The organism is Plantactinospora sp. KBS50, assembly GCF_002285795.1.
Taxonomy (GTDB): domain Bacteria; phylum Actinomycetota; class Actinomycetes; order Mycobacteriales; family Micromonosporaceae; genus KBS50.
In genome coordinates this window covers 4,463,487-4,483,717 of the sequence record NZ_CP022961.1, presented here as the reverse complement: position 1 = coordinate 4,483,717, position 20,231 = coordinate 4,463,487, and the positions used below count along the sequence as shown (strand labels likewise).

Annotated in this window: 16 protein-coding genes and 1 pseudogene; 6 read left to right on the top strand and 11 right to left on the bottom strand. The window is 74.4% G+C overall.

Features of this window, described 5'->3' with window-relative positions:
* The 3 genes from CIK06_RS19200 (at position 1) to CIK06_RS19190 (ending at position 3,901) form a co-directional block, all read left to right on the top strand.
* The gene (locus tag CIK06_RS19200; protein WP_232533735.1) at positions 1-1,701 is read left to right on the top strand and encodes a bifunctional 3'-5' exonuclease/DNA polymerase; all 1,701 of its coding nucleotides are present in this window, start codon (positions 1-3) and stop codon (positions 1,699-1,701) included.
* Positions 1,702-1,922: 221 nt separating this feature from the next.
* Positions 1,923-2,516, top strand: coding sequence for an NTP transferase domain-containing protein (locus CIK06_RS19195; protein ID WP_095565983.1), 594 nt, complete (start codon positions 1,923-1,925; stop codon positions 2,514-2,516).
* A 347-nt stretch (positions 2,517-2,863) separates the two neighbouring features.
* Positions 2,864-3,901 carry an aminoglycoside phosphotransferase gene (locus tag CIK06_RS19190; RefSeq protein WP_095565982.1) on the top strand — a complete coding sequence of 346 codons (1,038 nt, stop codon included), beginning with the start codon at positions 2,864-2,866 and terminating at the stop codon, positions 3,899-3,901.
* A 56-nt stretch (positions 3,902-3,957) separates the two neighbouring features.
* On the opposite strand, the gene CIK06_RS19185 is transcribed toward CIK06_RS19190, so the two are convergent.
* From CIK06_RS19185 to CIK06_RS19150, 9 genes are all read right to left on the bottom strand, one after another.
* Positions 3,958-4,830 carry an amidohydrolase family protein gene (locus tag CIK06_RS19185; RefSeq protein ID WP_095565981.1) on the bottom strand — a complete coding sequence of 291 codons (873 nt, stop codon included), beginning with the start codon at positions 4,828-4,830 and terminating at the stop codon, positions 3,958-3,960.
* Between the two features lie 14 nt (positions 4,831-4,844).
* On the bottom strand, positions 4,845-5,654 hold the full coding sequence (locus tag CIK06_RS19180) for a metal-dependent hydrolase (RefSeq protein ID WP_095565980.1): 810 nt from the start codon (positions 5,652-5,654) through the stop codon (positions 4,845-4,847).
* A 157-nt stretch (positions 5,655-5,811) separates the two neighbouring features.
* On the bottom strand, positions 5,812-6,420 hold the full coding sequence (locus tag CIK06_RS30210) for a DUF1707 domain-containing protein (protein ID WP_198347946.1): 609 nt from the start codon (positions 6,418-6,420) through the stop codon (positions 5,812-5,814).
* Between the two features lie 241 nt (positions 6,421-6,661).
* Positions 6,662-6,820, bottom strand: coding sequence for a DUF1905 domain-containing protein (locus CIK06_RS31995; protein ID WP_255408515.1), 159 nt, complete (start codon positions 6,818-6,820; stop codon positions 6,662-6,664).
* Positions 6,817-6,948, bottom strand: coding sequence for a DUF1905 domain-containing protein (locus CIK06_RS31990; protein WP_255408514.1), 132 nt, complete (start codon positions 6,946-6,948; stop codon positions 6,817-6,819). Before CIK06_RS31990 ends, CIK06_RS31995 begins: the two co-directional genes overlap by 4 nt.
* A gap of 71 nt (positions 6,949-7,019) precedes the next feature.
* Entirely contained in the window at positions 7,020-7,559 is a 540-nt protein-coding gene (locus tag CIK06_RS19165; protein ID WP_095565979.1) for a DUF1697 domain-containing protein, read from the bottom strand.
* Between the two features lie 167 nt (positions 7,560-7,726).
* Positions 7,727-9,400 carry a serine/threonine-protein kinase gene (locus CIK06_RS19160; RefSeq protein WP_232533734.1) on the bottom strand — a complete coding sequence of 558 codons (1,674 nt, stop codon included), beginning with the start codon at positions 9,398-9,400 and terminating at the stop codon, positions 7,727-7,729.
* A 137-nt stretch (positions 9,401-9,537) separates the two neighbouring features.
* The gene (locus CIK06_RS19155; protein WP_095565978.1) at positions 9,538-10,839 is read right to left on the bottom strand and encodes a glycosyltransferase family 4 protein; all 1,302 of its coding nucleotides are present in this window, start codon (positions 10,837-10,839) and stop codon (positions 9,538-9,540) included.
* Positions 10,840-11,043: 204 nt separating this feature from the next.
* Positions 11,044-12,975, bottom strand: coding sequence for an amylo-alpha-1,6-glucosidase (locus CIK06_RS19150; RefSeq protein WP_095565977.1), 1,932 nt, complete (start codon positions 12,973-12,975; stop codon positions 11,044-11,046).
* 104 nt (positions 12,976-13,079) lie between these two features.
* Here CIK06_RS19150 and CIK06_RS19145 point away from each other — a divergent pair, with 104 nt between their 5' ends.
* The gene (locus tag CIK06_RS19145) at positions 13,080-15,731 is read left to right on the top strand and encodes a glucosidase (RefSeq protein ID WP_095565976.1); all 2,652 of its coding nucleotides are present in this window, start codon (positions 13,080-13,082) and stop codon (positions 15,729-15,731) included.
* Between the two features lie 49 nt (positions 15,732-15,780).
* On the opposite strand, the gene CIK06_RS19140 is transcribed toward CIK06_RS19145, so the two are convergent.
* Together CIK06_RS19140 and CIK06_RS32560 are read right to left on the bottom strand one after the other, a co-directional pair.
* Positions 15,781-18,153 (bottom strand): PfkB family carbohydrate kinase, encoded by a 2,373-nt coding sequence (locus CIK06_RS19140; RefSeq protein WP_232533733.1) that lies wholly within the window; start codon positions 18,151-18,153, stop codon positions 15,781-15,783.
* 152 nt (positions 18,154-18,305) lie between these two features.
* Positions 18,306-18,914 (bottom strand): annotated as a pseudogene (locus CIK06_RS32560) (carbohydrate kinase family protein); the annotation flags it as partial.
* 256 nt (positions 18,915-19,170) lie between these two features.
* On the opposite strand from CIK06_RS32560, the gene CIK06_RS31440 reads away from it, so the two are divergent.
* Both CIK06_RS31440 and CIK06_RS31435 read left to right on the top strand, forming a co-directional pair.
* Positions 19,171-19,611, top strand: coding sequence for an FAD-dependent oxidoreductase (locus CIK06_RS31440; protein WP_232533732.1), 441 nt, complete (start codon positions 19,171-19,173; stop codon positions 19,609-19,611).
* On the top strand, positions 19,554-20,123 hold the full coding sequence (locus tag CIK06_RS31435) for an FAD-dependent oxidoreductase (RefSeq protein ID WP_232534338.1): 570 nt from the start codon (positions 19,554-19,556) through the stop codon (positions 20,121-20,123). The genes CIK06_RS31440 and CIK06_RS31435 overlap by 58 nt, the downstream gene beginning before the upstream one ends.
* Positions 20,124-20,231: the final 108 nt, after the last annotated feature.

Here is a 20,231-nt window from a genome sequence, read left to right as displayed (position 1 = left end):
GTGTCCCGCGGCGGTCCGGTCGTCGCGCTGGCCGAGGGGGACAGCGCGGGCCGGCTGCTGCCGCTGGGCGCGGACGGCACCCCGGTGGGGCCGGTGGAGCGGGTCGACGACCTGGCCGCGGCGATCGTCGAGCGGGACCGCCGGGACCGGCCCCGGTGGGTGTGGCCCGGCACCGGGGCGAGCTACCCGGCGCTGCTGCGTGCCGGTGCCCGGGTCGACCGGTGCCACGACATCGAGCTGACCGAGGCGCTGCTGCTGGGCCACGCCGGGCGCTGGGGCGAGCCGCGGGCACTGGCCGCCGCGTGGGCCAGGCTGACCGGCCGACCCGTGCCGGCGGACCCGCCGACCGCGCCGGCCGCACCGCCCGGGCACCGGCAGGCGGCGCTCTTCGACACCGTGCCCCGCGACCCCGGCCTCGGCCCCGACGCGGTGGCCCGGGTCTACGCCGACCAGTTGGCCCGGATGGCGGCCGCCGAGCACCCCGGCCGGTTCCGGTTGCTGGTCGCGGGCGAGTCGGCGGGGGCGCTGGTGGCGGTCGAGATGGCGACGGTCGGGCTGCCCTGGCGGGCCGACCTGCACGACGCCATCCTGCACGACCTGCTGGGCGAGCCGTCGCCGGTGGGCGGCCCGCCGCGCCGGCTGGCCGAGCTGGCCGCCCGGATCGCGGACGCCTTCGGGGTGCGCCAGATCCACGCCGACTCGCCGGCCGAGGTGCTGCGGGCCTTCGCCCGGGTCGGTGTGCGGCTGCCCAACACCCGGGCCTACGTGTTGCGCCGGGTGGAGCATCCGGCCGCGCCGCTGCTGCTGGAATACAAGGAGCTGTACCGGATCTGGACGGCCCACGGCTGGGTCTGGCGGGACACCTGGATCCACGACGGGCGGTTCCGCCCGGAGTACATCCCGGCCGGGGTGGTCTCGGGCCGCTGGGCCACCCGGGGCGGCGGCGCGTTGCAGATCCCCAAGGTGATCCGCAAGGCGGTGGTGGCCGACCCGGGTTGGCGGTTCGTGGTCGCCGACGCGGGCCAGTTGGAACCCCGGGTGCTGGCCGCCGTCTCCGGCGACGTCCGGATGGCCGCCGCGGGCGGTGCCGGCGACCTCTACGCGGCGCTGGCCCGGGACGCCTTCGACGGCGACCGGGCCGGCGCCAAGCTCGCCCTGCTCGGCGCCATGTACGGGCAGACCGGCGGCGCGGCCGTGCCGGCGCTGGCGGTGCTGCGCCGCAACTACCCGACGGCCTTCGAGTTCGTCGAGGCCGCCGCGCGGACGGGGGAGGGCGGCGGCCTGGTCCGGTCCTGGCTCGGGCGCACCTGCCCACCCTCCAGCGTGCCGCTGCGGGATCCGGAGCGGGAGTACGACGGCGGCGCCGCGGAGCCCGCCATGCAGGACGAGCCGTCCCGCTCCGGCGCCGCGGCCCGGGCCCGGGGCCGGTTCACCCGCAACTTCGTCATCCAGGCCACCGCCGCCGAGTGGGCCACCACGCTGCTGGCGGTGCTGCGCGGGCTGCTCGCCGGCACCCCCGCCGAGCTGGTCTTCTTCCAGCACGACGAGGTGCTGGTGCACTGCCCGGCGCAGCTGGCCGACCGGGTGGCGGAGCTGGTGACCGAGGCCGGCCGGCAGGCCACCGAGCTGCTGTTCGGCGGCACCCCGGTGCGCTTCCCGCTCGACATCTCCATCGTGGACTGCTACGCCGACGCCGACTGAGCGGGCGCGGGCGGGAATCGCGTCCGCCCGGTCGGAACCGGTCTGATCGCAAATAGTCGCTTTTGCGCCGATACTCGGCCGACCCAGGATCGTTGGGTCCGATGTGCGCTCGACGGCAGCCGGGCCGGTACCGGCTGTGCGCCACCGGGTCGATGCCGGCTGTGCGCGAGCGGAACGGAACACATCAGGCGGGGGTGACTCAACTGAGTCGGATCGCGGGAATGATCATTGCGGCGGGCGGTGGCCGACGGATCGGCGGACCCGAGGCGCTGCTGCACGTCGGCGGCCGTCCGCTGGTGAACCAGGTGCTGGACATCATGGCCGAGGCCGGCTGCACGCCCTGCGTGGTCGTGCTCGGCGCGGCCGCCGAACAGGTCCGGCAGGCCGCCGACCTGTCCGAGGCCCGGGTGGTGGTCAACCGCGCCTGGGGCACCGGCATCGGATCCTCGCTGCGGATGGGGCTGAATGCCCTCGACGACCCCGGGATCGAGGCGGTGGCCGTGGCCCCGGTCGACATGCCGGGGCTGACCGCCGCCGCCGTACGCCGGGTGGCCGCCCTGCCGTACCCCGAGGCCCTGGTCTGCGCGACCTACCGCGGGCTGCGCGGCTACCCGATGCTGTTCGGCCGCCGGCACTGGCCCGGCATCGCCACCCTGGCCAAGGCCGACGTCGGCGCCCGGCCGTACCTGCTGGCGCACAAGGACGAGATCGTGGACATCGCCTGCGACACGGTCGCCGACGGCTGCCGGGCCGACACGCCCGAGCTGCTGGCCCAGTGGGGGCTCACCGTGCCGGTGCAGCGGGTGGGTGCCTGATCCGGACCCCGGCGTCCCGACCCGGCGTCCCGGCCCGGGTGCCTGATCCGGACCCCGGCGTCCCGGCCCGGGTGCCGGCTCCGATCCGACAGCCCGGCCGCCGCCGGGCCGCCGCCGGGCGGTCGCGCAGGGTAACCTCGCTGGCCGCGACAACACTTTTGATACCTATACCTGAGAGTCATTTTTATGACTCTCAGGTATAGGTGCAAAAAATGTGTTCGGTCCTCGGCGCGGCGTCCGGGACGCACCGTCGCGGTTCCGGGGCCAGCGTCGCGGTTCCGGGGCCAGCGTTGCGGACGGGTGAAAGCGCGGTTTCCGCGACGTACCGTGCGGCCTAGAATCTGCCGGTGAGCCGACCCCCGTTGGATCTCGTCGCTCCGGATCTGCCGGCCGAACCGTTGGACCACAATGCCAGCAACGCCGCCACCGGCGGCATCTGGCGGGTACGCCGCGACGGCCGCTCGGCGGTGCTCAAGCTCGCGACACCGCCGGGACACCATCCGGACCCGCCGGCGCACTGGGCCGCGCAGGACGACCCGGGGCACTGGAACTACTGGCGACGCGAGGCGCTGGCCTACCGCGACGGCCTGGCCGCCTCCGTGTACGCCGGCGGCGGCATCCGGGCACCGGAGCTGCTCGACCTGCGCGAGCGGGCGGACGGGTCGGTGGCGCTCTGGCTGGAGGATGTGGCCGGCCGGCCCGGCCCGAGCGCGGCGGTGGCCGACCTGGCCGACCTGGCCCGCCGGCTGGGCGCGGCGCACGCCGCCTGGCTGGGATCGGCTCCCCCGGTGGACTGGCTGGCCCGGGACTGGCTGGCCGACTACGTGCGCAGCCGGCCGGCGGCGCAACAGCCGCCGTGGGACCATCCGATCGCGGTCGCGCAGTGGCCGGCCGAGCTGCGCGGACGGCTGCGGGAGCTGTGGCGGCGGCGCGAGGAGTACCTTGCCGCGGCGGGCGAGCTGCCCAGCACCCTGTGCCACCACGACGTCTGGCCGATGAACCTGGTGCTCAGCGGCGCGGGTCCGGTGCTGCTGGACTGGACGGCCCTCGGCCCGGGTCCGGTCGGCGAGGACCCGGCCAACCTGATCGCCGACACCTTTCTCGACGGGCTGGTGCCGGTCGACCGGCTGGATGAGGTGGCCACCGCCGTCACCGAGGGCTACCTGGCCGGGCTGGCCGGCGCGGTCGACCCGGCGGTGGTCCGCCGCGCCATCGCGATCACCGGCGCCGCCAAGTACTGCTGGCTGGCACCCTGGATGGTGACCTTCGGCGCCAGCGCGAACCCGAAGGCGCCGAACTACGACCGGCGCGGCGTGGCGGCGATGTTCGCCGGCCGGGCGCCGGTGCTGCGGCTGATCACCGACTGGGCCGCCGCGCTGGGCTGAACCGCCGCGCTGGGCTGAGCGCCGCCGGAGCTGGACCGGGCCGCGGTCGCGTCCGGTCAGCCGAACAATTGCGTGGCGTTGTGCCAGCAGACCGCGCGCAGCCAGTCGTCGCCCAGGTCCAGCCGGGCCAGTCCGGCGAGCTGGTCGGCGTACGGGTACGGGATGTTCGGGAAGTCGCTGCCCAGCAGGATTTTGCCGGCCAGGCCCAGGTCGCGCAGCCGGCCCAACTGACCGGCCGGGAACGGGAGGGTCCGGTCGAAGAACGAGGTGAACACCATTGTGGTGTCCAGCATCAGCCGCTCGTACCGCTCGGCGAGGTCGAGGAACGGCAGGTAGTCCGGCGCGCCCAGGTGCGCGACGATCGCCGGCAGTCGCGGGTGCCGGGCCATCAGCTCGGCGAACGGCTCCGGCCCGGTGTGCGGCGTACCGACCGGGGCGTGTCCGGCGTGCACCACCACCGGCACGCCGGCCTCGGCCAGCAGTCCCCACACGCCGTCCAGCTCCGGAGCCGTGGCGGGGAAGCCGCCCACCTGAAGGTGCACCTTGAACACCCGGGCGCCCGCCTCGACGGCGCGCCGGACGTCGTCCACCGCCCCGGGCTCGGCGTAGCAGGTCGCCGAGGGCAGGCACCCCGGCGTCCGCCGGGCGAAGTCGAGGGTCCAGTCGTTCAGGTCCGCGGCCATGCCCGGTCGGTGCGGGTACGCGAGCGCGGTGAACATCCGTACGCCGAGCCGGCGCAGGTGCGCCACCCGGTCCTCGTCGCTCCACCGGTACCGGATCGGCCACTCGATGCCGACCAGCGGGCCGGCCGCGTCGAAGTACGCCCAGATCCGCCGCAGCAGGCGCTCCGGCAGGAAGTGCACGTGCACGTCGGCGATCCCGGGCAACCCCAGGCTCCGCCAGAACTCCGGGACATCGGCGTCGTCCATGCCCCAAGGGGCTATCACACCGGAACGTTGAAGCTGCGCAGCACGGCCGGTGCGACCAGGCCGAGCGCCGCCAGCACCGAGACGATGGTGAGCACCGTCCGCAGCACCACCACCTCGCCCTTGCCGCCGGTGCGCAACGCGATGTGGTCCGGGATGCCGATCATGCGCCACATCCGCCGCTTGATCGGGATCGGCCAGAGGATCGGCACGCCGGCGCTGGTGATCATGTCGCCGATGATGTGCACGAAACTGCCCACCCCGACGGCGAGGCCGAGCATCGGATAGCCGCGGTCGGCGGGCAGCGTCACCCAGGTGAAGACGGCCGCGCCCAGCGACAGCAGGGTGATGGTGAGCCAGCCGACCCGCTTGGCCCACTCGTCGAACAGCCCGCGCAGCGCCAGCCCGATCATGAAGAACAGGATGCCGATGACGGCCCACTTGCCGTACGCGGCGCACAGCGCGGTCGTACCCCAGCCGACCAGGACGGTGAACGGCACGGTGTGGGTGAGGGTCCGGTGCCCGTTGTGCCGGTGCGGGTCCTTGCTCAGCCGGGTGGCGGTGTAGACCCCCAGCGAGACCTTCTCGATCACCTCGGCGAGGAACAGCGAGAAGACCCCGAAGGTCCGTGCCACCGTGGCCCCGCCCTGATTGCGGGTGACCTTTCCGGACAGGTCCAGATCGGGAAAGAGCGCCCCGCCCGCGCAGACCGCGGTGCCGACGGCGATGGCCAGCGGCGACTGGTGGTACCCGGCGAACTGGTCGAGTGCCCAGGAGCCCGTCAGCCAGACGGCGGCACCGGACAACGCGTGGGACGGCCCCATCATCGTTGCGTAACCTCCCCATGGATCTTGCTGGCAAAGCTACGCCACGCGGGCAACCGGCCCGTCGGCGGGCACCGTCCCGTCCATGATGGAGGATGATCGGCCAGGTCGGCCGCCCGGCTGTCACAAACGCGACAGCCGGGGGTGGGTCCGCGAGTTGTCAGCCGGCGCTCGGCGGGCCGGACCGGCGCCCGGCGGCCCAGCGCCCCCACAGGATGCGCCGGGACAGTCCGAACACGATGAAGACCACCGGCAGCGGCCAGAACACCGGATGCCCCGCCGCCACCGAGGCGACCACGACCAGCGCCACGAGCACCGCGATGACCGGCACCCGGCGCGGGCCGGGCCAGCGCCGCCACGGTCCGTCGGCCGCCGACCAGCCGGGTCCGTACCGACCGGGTCCGTACCGACCGGGTCCGTAGCGGCCGGGCGGTACGGTGTCGCCGCCGGGCTCCGCCGGCCCGGGGTTGGTCTCGGGTACGACCCGGTGCCCGCCGGGCAGGTCGGCCACCAGCGGCCGGAGTTCGTCCCGGTACACCAGGGCGTACGCGGTGGCCAGCCGCTCCTCACCCTCGGCGAGGGTCAGCCGTCCCTCGGCCATGGCGGTGCGGAGCAGATCCGCCAGCCGTTCGCGTTCGGCGTCGGAGGCCCGCAGCCGGGGGCCGGACTCCGGGGCGGCCGGGCGCCGCGACTCGGCCGCCGGGGTGCTCCCCGGGGCGGGTTCGGATGGTTGGCTGGCCCGGTGCTGCGGGTCGGATTCGGTCGACATGGCGCCCCCTTCGGCTTTCCTCCAGCCTGCGCCGGGCGTCACCGGGCGCCATCGGCCCTCGGGCGACATCCGGGGTACGCCGGGAGGCGTAGCCGGGGCGGCCCGCGCGCTCGGCGCTCGCCGCGCGAAGGCCGCTTCCGGGCGAACCCGGGCCACCTCGGGCGATCAGCGGTGACCAGGGCCGATCAGCGGTGACCAGGGCCGATCAGCGGTGATCAAGGCCGACCGGGGGCGATCCGGGTCAGACGGCGACGGTCAGCCGGACCGGTACGGTGTCGCCCACCGTGACCCCCTCGGCCCGGCGGACATTCGCCCGCACCGGCACCACGTACCGGCCGTCCTTGGGAAACAGCGACGTCGCCCACTCGGTGCCGCCGATCCGGGCCGTCACCGGGATCATGCCCCAGCCGTAGCTGACCAGGGGGCGGCGGCCTCCAGCGCGGCGCACTGATCGTCCGGAACGGTGATGAAGTGCCACGGCGCCGGACCCCGCCAGAACCAGACCTCGCCGCGAAACTCCAGCTCCATCGCCCCAGCATACGAGCCGACCTGCCGTGCGGACCTGCCGTGCCGACCTGCCGTGCCGAGCGGCCGCGCGGTCACGCTCGGTCCATCGCGGCCAGCAGCTTCTCCACGGTGTTCCAGTTGCGGGCGGTCGCGGTCGGGCCGTCCTTCACCTTGCCCAGCACCGTCACCAGCCGGCTGTCCCGCTGGCCGTGCGGCAGCCAGCCGTACACCTCCGCGCCGTCGAGGACGTACCGGTCGTCGCCGAGGTCGGCGTCGGCCAGCGCCCGCACGACGGCGGCCGGCGGCGGCCCGGCCAGGAACCACACCACGTACCGGGAGCCGTCCACCGCCACGTCCGCCAGCGGGTTGCCGGCCACGATCCGGGCCAGCTCGTCCCGGGTACGCACGACCACGTCGACCACCATCCCGAACCGCTGCTCGATGGCGAGCCGCACGGCGCTGCCCAGTTCGGCGGGGGGCAGGTCGGCCGCCAGCGTGACGTTGCCGCTCTGCAACAGCGTCGCCACGTCGCCGTACCCCTGCTCGGTGAGCAGTTCCCGAAGGTCGGCCATTGCGACCCGGCGGGACCGGCCGAGGTTGATGCCGCGCAGCAGCAGCGCGTAGCGGTCCACGGTCGCCTCCTCCTCAGCCGCCGGTCGGCCGACCGTCCCAGGACCGCCGCGGGATGCGCGGGTGGTCCGAACTCTGCATGCGCCCAGGATGGCACAGTCGGGGGGGCATGCGCCGGCGGCGCGACCCGGCCGTGACGCTGGTCGGGCGTTCGGGGCGCCACCGGCCGTCACCGGGCGGCGTCGTCCGCCGGGTGGAAGCTCTGCCGCAGCATCAGCAGGTTGGCCTTGTTCACCGACCAGTCGAACTCCCGGGTCACCCAGCCGATCGTGTACGCCCGCCCGCCGGCGTTGGCCAGCATCCGGTACGAGTGCAGCGCCACGCCCTTCGCGCTGGTCCACCGGCACTCCCACTCGGCGCCGTCGTAGGAGTCGATCCGCTGGATGACCAGGCGCTGGTATCCGGGCAGCGCCCCGGCGTCGGTGATCCGGCGCTCCTGCGCCGCCAGGTACCGGTCCGGCGACTCGGTCGGCGGTGCGCCGGAGTCGACGCTGAGCGTCCGGGAGCCCTCCGGTTCCCGGAAGCAGCTCGCCGTCCCGTCCGGGTAGCCGAGCCAGCCCACCGGCACGGCGATGCGGAAGCCGGCGGGGTCGACGTGCCAGGTCCAGCCGGCGGTGAGCGCGAACGGCTCGCCGGAGGGCCGGGGGGCGGGGGAGACCGGGACGGCGCCGGCGGGGACGGCGCCACCGCACGGGAAGGCCGCCCCCGCGGCCGAGCCGTTCCCGGTGGCCGTGGCGGTGGGGGTGGCGGTGCCGGCCGTGCCGGCGGGGAGGGCGCCGGGGTCCGGCTTGTCGCCGGCACCGGCCCGCAGCAGCGCGACCGTCACCAGCACGGCCAGCACCGCGACCCCGGCGGCGGTCGCCACGACCCAGGTCCGGCCGCCGCGCGTGGTGAGGCTGCCGGACCTGCGCCGGCGGCTGCCAGCCGCGGCGGAGTCGCCCGCGTCGCGCTCCCGCGCCGGCGGCGCCGGCCGGTCGCCGCCGGCCGACCCGGGACCGGGACCGGGCGTCGCGGTGCCGGCCGGTCGCGGTGTTTCCGCCGGTACGCGCCGCAGCAGCCGCTCCACCTCGTCCGCGCCGATCCGGCGTCGCGGGTCGCGGCGCAGCAGGCCGTCCAGCACCGGCCGCAGCGCCCCGGCGTGCCGGGCCGGGTCCGGCGGGGAGGTGGCCAGCGCTGTGAGCGTTGCCATCGAGGTCCGGCGGGCGTACGGGGAACGGCCCTCGACCGCGGCGTACAGCGTGGCCCCCAGCGACCACAGGTCCGCCGCCACCGTGGAGACGCCCTCGGCGGCCCGCTCCGGGGAGACGTACTGCGGTGAGCCCATCACCAGGCCGGGCCGGGTCATCCGGCCGTCGCCGTCGGCGATGGCCAGCCCGAAGTCGGTCAGCACCACCCGGCCGTCGTCGGCGATCAGCACGTTGTGCGGCTTGACGTCCCGGTGCAGCACCCCGGCCCGGTGCGCGGCGCGCAGCGCGGCCAGCACGGCCAGCCCGATCCGGGCGGCCCGGGCCGGCGGCATCGGCCCGTCCTCCACGATGATCTGCTGCATGGAGCGGGACGGGACGTACTCCATCACGATCCACGGGTTCGCGCCGGCGAGCACCACGTCGTACACCTGGATCACGTTCGGGTGGTTGAGCCGGGCCGTGGTGCGCGCCTCCCGCATGGTCCGGGTGCGCAGCGCGTCCCGTTCCTCGGCGTTGGCCCAGCCGGGTGGCAGGACCTCCTTGACCGCGACGTCCCGGTGCAGCACCTCGTCCCGGGCAAGCCAGACCTGGCCCATCCCGCCCCGGCCGATCAGGCGGAGCAGGCGGTAGCGCTCGCCGATCAGTACCTGCCGCACCGTCGCTCCCCAGCTTGTCACTCCAGGTGAACGATAACGAGCACGCGGTGTCCCCGCATCCCGTGAACGGGACTCCGATGATCGGATATTCGGCCGTTCGGCGCGGGATCTTCGGCCTCCCGGCGCCGCCCGCTCGGTCAGCCGGCCAGCGCCAGCAGGTTGCCGTCCGGGATCACCACCTGCGGACGGGTGATGCCGGTGCGCTCCGGCGACCGGGTATGGGCGGCGTCGGCGTACACCGAGCCGGTGCGGGCCGCGATCGAGGACCAGCCGTACCGTTCGGTGACCATGCTGCGCGCCTGCCGGGCCACCCGGCGGGCGAAGTACTCGTCGCCGATAAGCGTGTCGACCGCGCCGGCCAGCGCGTCGGGGTCGCTGTGCGGGAAGGTCACCCCGGTCACGCCCGGCTCGATGATCTCGGCGAGGCCGCCGGTGGCCGAGACCGCCAGCGGCGCGCCGGCCGCCGCCGCCTCCAGCGCGATCATGCCGAACGGCTCGTACAGGCTGGGCACCACGGTCGCGTCGGTGGCGCCCAGCACGGCCGGTAGCTGCGTCTCGTTGAGGAAGCCGACGAACCGGACGGTCTGCTCCAGCCGCAGCCGGTCGGCCTGCTCCTGCAACTGCGCCCGGTACGGCCCGTCGCCGGCGATCAGCACCCGCAGCCCGGGGTGCCGGTCGCGCAGCCGGGGCACGGCGCCGACCAGGTGCTGCACGCCCTTCTCGTAGACGAGCCGGCCGGCGTAGCCGATCAACGGCCCCGCCCCGGCGTACCGGCGCCGCGCCGAGGCCACCGCGTGCGGCCGGGCTCGCCAGGCCCGGTCGTCCACCCCGTTCGGCACCACGGTCACCCGGCCGGCGGGCAGGCTGAACAACCCGCTCACCTCGTCCCGCATGTAGCCCGAGCAGACGATCACCCGGTCCGACTCGTGCGCCAGCCAGTGCTCCACCGAGTGGATCGCCCGGTTCGTCTCGTCCGGCAACCAGCCCTGGTGCCGGCCCGCCTCGGTGGCGTGGATCGTGGTCACCAGCGGCAGATCCAGGTGGTCGGCCAGGGTCACCGCGGTGTGCGCCACCAGCCAGTCGTGGGCGTGCACCACGTCGTAGCCGCCGCTGCCGGCCGCGCGCAGCGCGGTGCGCAGCAGGGTGTGGTTGAAGGCCATCGTCCAGGCCAGCAGCGAGCCGGTGGCCAGCGGGAACCGGACCGGATCCTCCGGGGCACGCACGACGCGTACGCCGTCGACGTACTCGGTCAGGGCGGCGCCGTCGGCGTGCCGGGTGACCACCGTGACGTCGTGCCCGGCGGCCGCGAGCGCGACCGAGAGCGCATGCACGTGCCGACCCAGCCCGCCCACCATGACCGGCGGATACTCCCAGGACAGCAGCAGCACCCGCTGCGGCCGGACGGTGTGGATGTCGAGTACCTGCGCGTTCGGTGGCATCGGCCCGCTCCCTCGCCATCTCGTCGGTCCATCGGCGCGGCGGTGCGCGTGGGCCGGCAACGTCGCCGGCGGTGCGCGCGGGCCGGCAGCACTGCCGGCGGGCGCGTCTCGACCGGGCAGCCCCACCCTTGCCCGCCGACGCCCCAATCCTCACGGTGCTCCGCTAACCGGGGGAGAAGCCGGGGTTTCGGTGCTGTGACGGTGTCATGCGGTCCGGCGGACCCGGAGCACCTCGGCGACCGACCACGCCTGGAAGGGGCAGCCGGTGGCCTGGTGCGGAGCGAGCCCGTCGGCGGTCTCGGTCACCGATCCTAGGCCGAACTCGGGCAAATGGCCATCTATACCAGAGAATGCCTCATCGGTTGGCACATTCCCGCGCCGGCAGGCATCCACGTACGGCCCGAGCAGCCACGGCCACACCGTGCCCTGGTGGTACGCGCCGTCCCGCTGCTGCGGGCCGCCGCGGTGCCGGCCGGTGAACTCCGACGCGTCCGGCGCCAGGCTGCGCAGCCCCAGCGGGGTCAGCAGCGCCGCGCCCACCGCGGCCAACGCCGCGACATCCACCGGCAGCGGCGCGTGCGGCAGGGACCAGGCGAGGAGCTGGTTGGGCCGCAGCGCGTCGTCGTCGTGCTCGGTCACCCCGCGCGGGTACGCCGGAGCCGGCGCGTCGACCACGTCGTACAGCCAGCCGCCGGGCGCCGGAAAACGGCGCCGGAACGCCTCCCCGGCCCGCCTGTGCGCGGCGGGCGCGGCCCCCGGATCCGCACCGACCAGCCCGGCCAGCTCGACCACCCCGGCCAGCCCGTTGATCCACAGCGCGTTCACCTCGACCGGCTTGCCCGACCGCTGCGTCACCGGCCGGCCGTGCACCCGGGCATCCATCCAGGTCAACGCCGTGCCGGGGGCGCCGGAGGCGAGCAGCCCGTCGGTGTCGACCCGGATGCCGTACCGGGTGCCGCGCAGGTGCCCGTCGACGATCGCGGACAGCGCCGGCAGCAGCTCCGCGGCCAGGTCGGTGTCCCCGGTCGCCGAGACGTGCCGGTTCACCGCGTGCAGGAACCACAGGCTCGCGTCGACCGTGTTGTACTCCACCCGGCCGGTGTCGGCCGTGTTCGCCAGCATCCCCGCCGACACCGTCGCCGCGTACCCGCGCAGCAGCTCGCGGCCCTCCTCGGCCCGCCCGGTGGCCAGGAACAACCCCTCGTACGCGATCATCGTGTCCCGCGACCAGGCGCCGAACCACGGATAGCCGGCCACCACGTCCGGACCGGCCGCCGTGCGCACCACGAAGGCGTCGGCCGCCAGCGCCAGCGTCGCCGCCACGTTGTCGGCCGGCCGGGCGGCGGCGACCACCGCCCGGTTGCGCCGGCGGGCCGCGGCGACCACCTCGACCGCGGGCGGCGGCGCGGTCGCCAGGTCACCCGCCCACGCCGACACCTCGACCGTGTCGCCCGGTCGCTCCAGCGCACCGGTGAAGGTGCCCGCGTACCACAGGTCCTCCTGCGCCGGCAGCCCGCGCTCGGCCTCCGCGCGGTGGTGCACCCCGCGCCACCAGTCCCCGGCCGGGAGCCAGCCCGGCCCGCGCAGCCGGTACGCCGCCTCGACCACCACGCCGCCGTCGGCCGCCACCGTGTGCGGGTCCGGCCCGCCCACGCCACGCTCGCCGTGCGCGTCCCGCCAGGTGCAGACGGCCGCCAGGTCCAGCCGGACCGGCGGCCCGGACAGCAGCCGGTGCACCACCGCCACGGCCGGCCGGCCGTACGTCATCGCCAGCTCGCGTTCCAACACGGTCTCGCCGATCCGCCACCGCCACCGGGGCAGCCCGTCGACGAGGTCGAAGCGTTCCAGCAGCTCGAAGCCGGCCGGGTCGACGACCCCGGTGGCCCACTCGTGCACGCCGAGCCGGACCTGCGCACCCGAGGGCAGCGTGAGCACCGGATCCAGCGCGACCAGCCCCACCCGGCGCTGCGCCGGAGTGTCGGCGGCCACCACCAGCAGGCCGTGGTAGCGGCGGGTGCGCAGCCCGGCCACCGTGCCCATGGCGAAGCCGCCCACCCCGTCGGTCACCAGCCACTCCCGGCCGGTGCCCGCCGCCAGGTCGCCGCAGACCTGCGTGCCGAACCCGATTTCGATCACGTTACCTCCACAGGGGCGCGGCGTCCGATGCCCCTAAGATGCCCCGGAAACGCCACCCGAACCCGTGCAGTCTGTCCGAGGATCAGGAAGGAGGTGGACCCGGCGTGCCGCCCGCCAGCAACCCGGCGCAGGACCCGGAACGCCTCCGGCTGGCCGAGGCCGACGCCGACCGGCAACCGTGGCGTGCCTGGGGTCCGTACCTGGCCGAACGCGCCTGGGGGACGGTCCGGGAGGACTACAGCGAACACGGCACGGCCTGGCACTACTTCCCGCACGACCACGCCCGGTCCCGCGCCTACCGGTGGAACGAGGACGGCATGGCCGGGGTGTGCGACGACCGGCAGACGTTCTGCTTCGCGCTGGCCCTGTGGAACGGCGCCGACCCGATCCTCAAGGAGCGGATGTTCGGCCTGGACGGGCACGGCGGCAACCACGGCGAGGACGCCAAGGACTACTGGTGGTACGAGGACTCCACCCCCACCCACTCCTGGATGCGGTGGCGCTACCACTACCCGCAGGCCGCCTTCCCGTACGACGACCTGGTCGCCGGGAACGCCCGGCGCCGGCGGGACGAGTCGGAGTACGAGCTGGTCGACACCGGGATCTTCGACGACGACCGGTACTGGGCGGTGACCGTCGACTACGCGAAGGCGTCCCCCACCGACCTGTGCCTGCTGGTCACCGTCGCCAACCGGGCCGACCGGCCGGCCCGGCTGCACGTGCTGCCCACCCTCTGGTTCCGCAACACCTGGTCCTGGGGACTGCCCGGCCGCGACACCGTGCCGGTGATCACCGGGGAGCCCGGCCGGCTGGTGGGCCGGCACCCCGAACTCGGCCAGCTCGTGCTGGCCGGCGAGGGCGACCCGGAACCGCTGCTGTGCGACAACGAGACGAACACCCGCCGGCTGTGGGGACTGGACGGGCGCAGCGCGTACCCGAAGGACGGCATCAACGACCACGTGGTGACCGGCGCGGCCACGGTCAACCCGGCGCGTACCGGCAGCAAGGGCGCGCTGCACTACGTACTGGACGTGCCGGCCGGCGGCTGCGCGCGGATCCGGCTGCGGCTCGCGGCCACGGCGCCCCCGCCGGCCCCGGACGACCCGCCGGAGCTGGACCTGGCCGCCGGGCACGCGGCCGTGCTGGCCGACCGGCGGGCCGAGGCCGACCGCTTCTACGCCGGGGTGATCCCGCCCGCCGCCAGCGCCGCGGAGACCGCGGTGGCCCGGCAGGCCCTCGCCGGGCTGATGTGGGGCAAGCAGTTCTACCACTTCGACGTGCGGCGCTGGCTCACCGGCGACGCGGCCGCGGCGCCGCCGCCGGCCGGCCGCCGGCACGGCCGCAACGCCGAGTGGGCGCACCTGAGCAGCTTCGACGTCATCTCCATGCCGGACTCCTGGGAATACCCGTGGTTCGCCGCCTGGGACCTGGCCTTCCACTGCGTCAGCATCGCCCGGGTGGACCCCGGGTTCGCCAAGGCGCAACTGCTGTTGCTGCTGCGCGAGTGGTACCAGCACCCCAACGGGCAGATCCCGGCGTACGAGTGGGCGTTCGGGGACGTCAACCCGCCCGTGCACGCCTGGGCCGCGTTGCAGGTGTTCGCCATCGACGGCGGCCGGGACTTCGACTTCCTGGCCCGGGTGATGCACAAGCTGCTGCTGAACTTCACCTGGTGGGTCAACCGCAAGGACACCGGCGGCAACAACGTCTTCGAGGGCGGCTTCCTCGGGCTGGACAACGTCGGCCCGTTCGACCGGTCGGCCGCGCTGCCCGTGGCCGGGGTGCTGGAACAGTCCGACGGCACCGGCTGGATGGCCATGTACGCGCTGAACCTGCTGGACATGGCGCTGGTGCTGGCGGTGCACGACCCGGTCTACTCGGACCTGGCCACGAAGTTCTTCGAACACTTCGCGCTGATCGCCGCCGCCGCGTACGAGCAGGGACTGTGGGACGACGCCGAGGGCTTCTTCCACGACGTACTGCGGCTGCCCGACGGCAGCCGGGTGCCGCTGCGGGTGCGCTCGGTGGTCGGGCTGCTGCCGCTGACCGCCACCACCCGGCTCACCTCGGGCACGCTGCGCCGGCTGCCGGACGTGGCCGCCCGGCTACGCTGGTCGCTGGCCAACCGGCCCGAGTACGCGCACGTGGTGGGCGAGCGGCGGCTCGGCCCGGACGGGCGCCAGCAGCGGCTGCTGGCCATGGTCGGCCCGGACCAGATGATCCGGCTGCTGGCCCGGATGCTCGACGAGGACGAGTTCCTCTCGCCGTACGGGCTGCGCACGCTGTCCCGGGCGCACCTGGCCGAACCGTTCACGGTGATCCTCGGCGGGCAGGTCTGCACCGTCGGCTACGAGCCGGCAGAATCCACGAGCGGGCTGTTCGGCGGCAACTCGAACTGGCGCGGCCCGATCTGGCTGCCGACCAACTACCTGCTGATCGGCGCGCTGCGCGACTACGCGGCCTTCTACGGCGACGACCTGCTGGTCGAGTACCCCACCGGCTCCGGGCGGCAGCGGACGCTGCGGCAGGTCGCCGACGACCTGTCCGAGCGGCTGATCTCGCTGTTCGTACCCGGCCCGGACGGCCGGCGGCCGATGTACGGCGCCACCGGGCTGTTCCAGACCCACCCGGACTGGCGGGACCGGATCGTCTTCCCGGAGTACTTCCACGGCGACAACGGCGCCGGCCTGGGCGCCTGGCACCAGACCGGCTGGACCGCCCTGGTCGCCGACCTCATCCTCACCCTCCGTCGCTGAGCCCGACCAGGCGGACCACCGCCGGTGCCGGCACCGGCGGGCGCGCGGCTCAGCGGTCGTCCGGGTCGCCCACGCCCTGCGCGACGATCATCTCGGCGAGCTGGTAGAAGGCCGTTCCGATGCCGTGCGGCGGGAAGGTGATGGTGTACGGCGCCGCGGCCGGTGGCACGAAGTCGCAGCCCTCCTCGGCGAGCACGGCCACCCGGTCGAACCCGTGCCGGCCCTGGAAGAGCCCGACCTCATGGATCACGTTCTGCCGGGCCAGCCGGCGGCCGTCCCCGGTGAAGTCCTCGGCGGTCAGCACGCAGACCGCGAAGCTGCACCGTTCCAGGTAGTCGGCGAGCGCCTCGGTGACGGACCGGCCGCCCCACGCCCCGCTCTCGAAGGAGTACACCGGCAGCTCGAACCGGTCGGCGATGAAGCGCTGCACGGCGAGCCACTCCGGGTGGGCGCCGTGCGCGATGAAGACGCCCCGGGGCGTACCCGCGGTCCGGCGTTCGCCGGCGGCCGACCCGATGAAGTCGCGGGTCACCTCGGCGAACTGGGCGTGCCCGGCGCTGCCGACGTACCGCAGCTTGTGCCGGGCGAGCCGCATGCCGAGCAGCGAACCCAGCTCGACCTGGAGCTTGTCGCTGGTGAGCACCGTGAGCAGGCCGGCCGCGAAGACGTCGCCGGCGCCGGTGTCGTCGGCGATCTCGGCGCTCATCAACGGGGTCTGCGCGTAGAAGTCCCCGAGCAGCTTGCCGCGTTCTCGCCGGTAGGCCCAGACACCGGCCGGCAGCTTGATGAGCACGATCCCGGCGCCGCCCATCCGGGCGATCAGCCGCCCCGCCACGATCTCGTCGGACTCGCCCTCGGCGTGCCGACCCAGCGCGCGGAACTCGCGGTAGTTGACCAACAGGTAGTCGCTGAGTCCGAGCAGGCCCTCCACGTCCGCCGTGCCCCCGACGCTCCACACGTGCCCCGGATCCAGACACACGGCGGTGGCCGGGCTGGCCCGCTTGACCGCCGCGAGCACCCGCAGCAGCCGGCCGGGGCTGCGGTTGTCCAGGAACGAGGTCACGTGGATCACCCGGGCGGTAGCCAGGTAACCCACCACGGCGTCGAACTCCCGGTCGAGGTGTTCGGCCAACTCGTCGTTCGCGCCGGCGTGGGTGAGCAGGGTACGGTCGCCGCTGCCGTCGGCGAAGGAGAAACAGATCCCGCACAGCCGGGAGTCGTCCCGGAACACGAACCGGTGGTCGACGCCGAGGGCCTCGAACTGCTGCACGCTGGACAGGCCGATCACGGGAACCCGGCCGGCCACCCCGACGAACCCGAGCCGTACCCCCACCTGCGTCTGGGCGATCGCGAAGATCGCGTTGAAGGCGGAGCCGCCGAGGCTGGTGTCCGGGCGGGTGGAGCTGACCGTTTCGATGGCGGCATTGATCGTCTGCGCGTCCACCAACGCCTCCGTGCCCGGTTCGAACGGCAGCCCGACGCCGTCCAGCAGCCGCGCTATCCGGTCGGTGAGCCGGCTCCGGTCGGCGGGCCGGCGAGGACCGGTGGCGCCGGCCGGCGGCGGCCCCGTCCCGGGCACCGCGCGGGGTGCCGGGCCGGTCGCCCCGGCCGAGGTGGCGCCCGTGCCGGTCGCGCCCGGCGGGGGCTCGGCGGCGATGTAGTCCAGGTTGAGGGCGCCGACGCCGATCACGTCCAGCGCGAACCCCGACGTGCCAGCTGTCTCACGATCCGCCACGTCGGCCATCCCTCGGCGTATGAGACCCTCGCGACGCAACATCCGCTCCAACTCCAGGAACGTGCTGGTGATCCGGCCGGCGGCGAAGTCGAGGCGGATCAGACCGGCGATGTTGGAAAAGGTGTCGCAGCCGTCCTCGACGAGTATCGCAACCCGTCCGAAGCCGTACCGGCCCTGAAACATGCCAGCCTGGTGAACGGTGTTCTGGTCGGTTCGGCTCCGACCCGACGAGCGCACGTCCCCGGCGCTGAGCAGGCAGACCGCGAAGCTGCACCGCTGCAGCGCCTCGGCCAACTCGTCGGCCCGGGGCGGTTGCCCGGTGGAGACCAGTTCGACCGTCGGCAGCCCGCACTGTTGTTCGAGAAAGCGCCGCAGCACCAGCCACTGCGGATGGTTGTCGTGCGCCAGGAAGACCGCCGTCGGCCGGCTGCCGGGCCGGCGGAGTCGTTCGGTCTTCTGGAGGAAGCCCTTGGCCAGGGTGGGAAGTTCCCCGGGTCCGGCGGTCGTGCCCCGGCGGGTCTTGTAACCAGCAAGATCCAGCCCGACGAAGGCGCCGAGTTCGACCTGCAACCGCCGGGAGACGAGGGCGGCGAGAACCCCGGCCGCGAACACGTCGCCGGCCCCGGTCGCGTCCTCCAACTCGGCCTCGCGCAGCGGCCGGTTGAGTTGAAAGTGCTGGGTGAGCATGCCCCGGGGACCAGCCGGAACACCTCGACCAGGTCGTACCGTTTGGTGACGAAGATCGTGCAGCCGGGTCCGCAGCGCCGAAGCGCCCGGGCCGCCACCAGCTGGTCGGGCTCGCCATGCCCGTACCGGCCGAGCGCCTTGAACTCCCGATAGTTCACGAACAGCAGGTCGGCGAGGTCGAGCAGTCCCTCAACGGCGGCGCTCGGATGCTCGGCCCAGTCGAACCCCGGATCGAAGCTGAGCAGCAGGTCCGGGTTGCGGTGCTTCGCCCGGCGCAGCACCGCGAGCACCTGCGTGGGCGTGACCTGATCGAGAAACGAGGTCAGGTGCACGCATCGGGCGCCGGACAGGTAACTCGCCATCGAGTCGAGGTTGTCGCGGATGTGTCCGGCCATTTCGATGTTCGCCCCTGGGTGGATGAGCATGACCCGGTCGATGTCGTCGATGTAAGACAGGCAGGTGCCGCTGAGCAGGTCGGGCCGCCGAGCCACCCAGCGGTGGTCGATGCCCAGGTCGTCCATCTGGCCCACGAAGGACAGCCCGGGTGCCTCCACCCGGCCGACCACGCCGACGTATCCGAGGCTGATGCCCACGTTCATCTGGGCAAGGGCGAAGATGGTGAGCCATGCGGACCCGCCGAGGGAGTAGCCGAGGGAGGCCACCCCGAGATTGCCGATCGCGTCCTCGATCGTCCGCTGGTCGACCGGCCCCTCCCGGTTCCACTCGAACCGGGCCACCGACTCGGTGATGCGCTCCGCCATCCGTTGGGAGAGCCCGGAAGCGCTGGCGATGAAATCGACATTGAGTGCACCGAATCCCACGATGTCCGGCATGGACGCCCCGGGCCCCAACTCCCCGCCCGCTGAGGTCATTACTCGATGCTGTTCCATCCGGCTCGATGGTCGCAAGCGTTCACCCGGGCAACTGCCGCCATTCGGGGACCGCGACCCGCGGGCGGCGTTCCTGACCCCGCCGGTGTTCCAGGAGGGCTTTGACACCGGGCCTAGGCTCAAGGGCGTGCAGTACGACGCCGTGGTGGTCGGTGCCGGCATCGTCGGCCTGACCTGCGCGGCCCGGCTGGTCGAGCGGGGTGCGCGGGTGGCGGTGCTGACCGCCGACGAGCCCGAGCGGCTGGTGTCCCGGGTGGCCGCGGCGGTCTGGTACCCGTCGCACGTCGCCGAGGATCCCCGGGCCTTGCGCTGGAGCCGGCAGGCGTTCGTGGTCTTCACCGGGCAGGCGGCGACCGGGGTGCCCGGCGTGGCCCTGCGGCCGACCCGGATGCTGCTGCGCACCGCCGCCGAGCCGCCCTGGTGGGCGCCGGCCGTGCCGGACTTCCGGGTCGAGGATCCACCCCCGGCCCGTACGCGGGGCAGTGGTGCTGCACGGTGCCCTCGGTGGAGATGGGTCCGTACCTGGACTGGTTGTGGGCCGGGCTGGCCGGTGCCGGTGTCGTGCTGATCCGGCGGCGGCTCGGGACGTTGGCCGAGGCGGCCCGGTACGCCCCGGTGGTGGTCAACGCGGCCGGGCTGGGCGCGGGCCGGCTGGCGGACGACCCCGCGGTGCATCCGGCCCGCGGCCGGGTGCTGGTGGTGGCGAACCCGGGGCTGCACGTGTCGGTCCGCGACGAGGACGCCCCGGAGGGCATCACCTACGTGCATCCGCGCAGCCGGGACGTGGTGCTGGGCGGGACGTACGAGCCGGGGGAGACCGACACCGGGCCGGACCCGACGGCGGCCCGGGCGATCCTGGCCCGGTGTACGGCGCTGGTGCCGCAACTGGCCGGCGCGGTGGTCCGGGCGGAACTCGCGGGGCTGCGCCCGGCCCGGTACGGCGGCGCGCGGGTCGAGCGGGACCCGCTGGGCCTGCCCGGTGGCGTGCGGCTGGTGCACGCGTACGGGCACAGCGGCGCCGGGATGACGATGAGCTGGGGTTGCGCGGCCGAGGTGGCCGAGTCGGCGCTGCGGGACTGAGCGCGGGCCGGGTCTGAGCGCGGGCCGGGTCTGAGCGCGGACCGGGACTGGCCGCGGACCGGGACTGGCCGCGGACGGGGCGCGGACCGGGCCGGTTTCGGGCTGCCG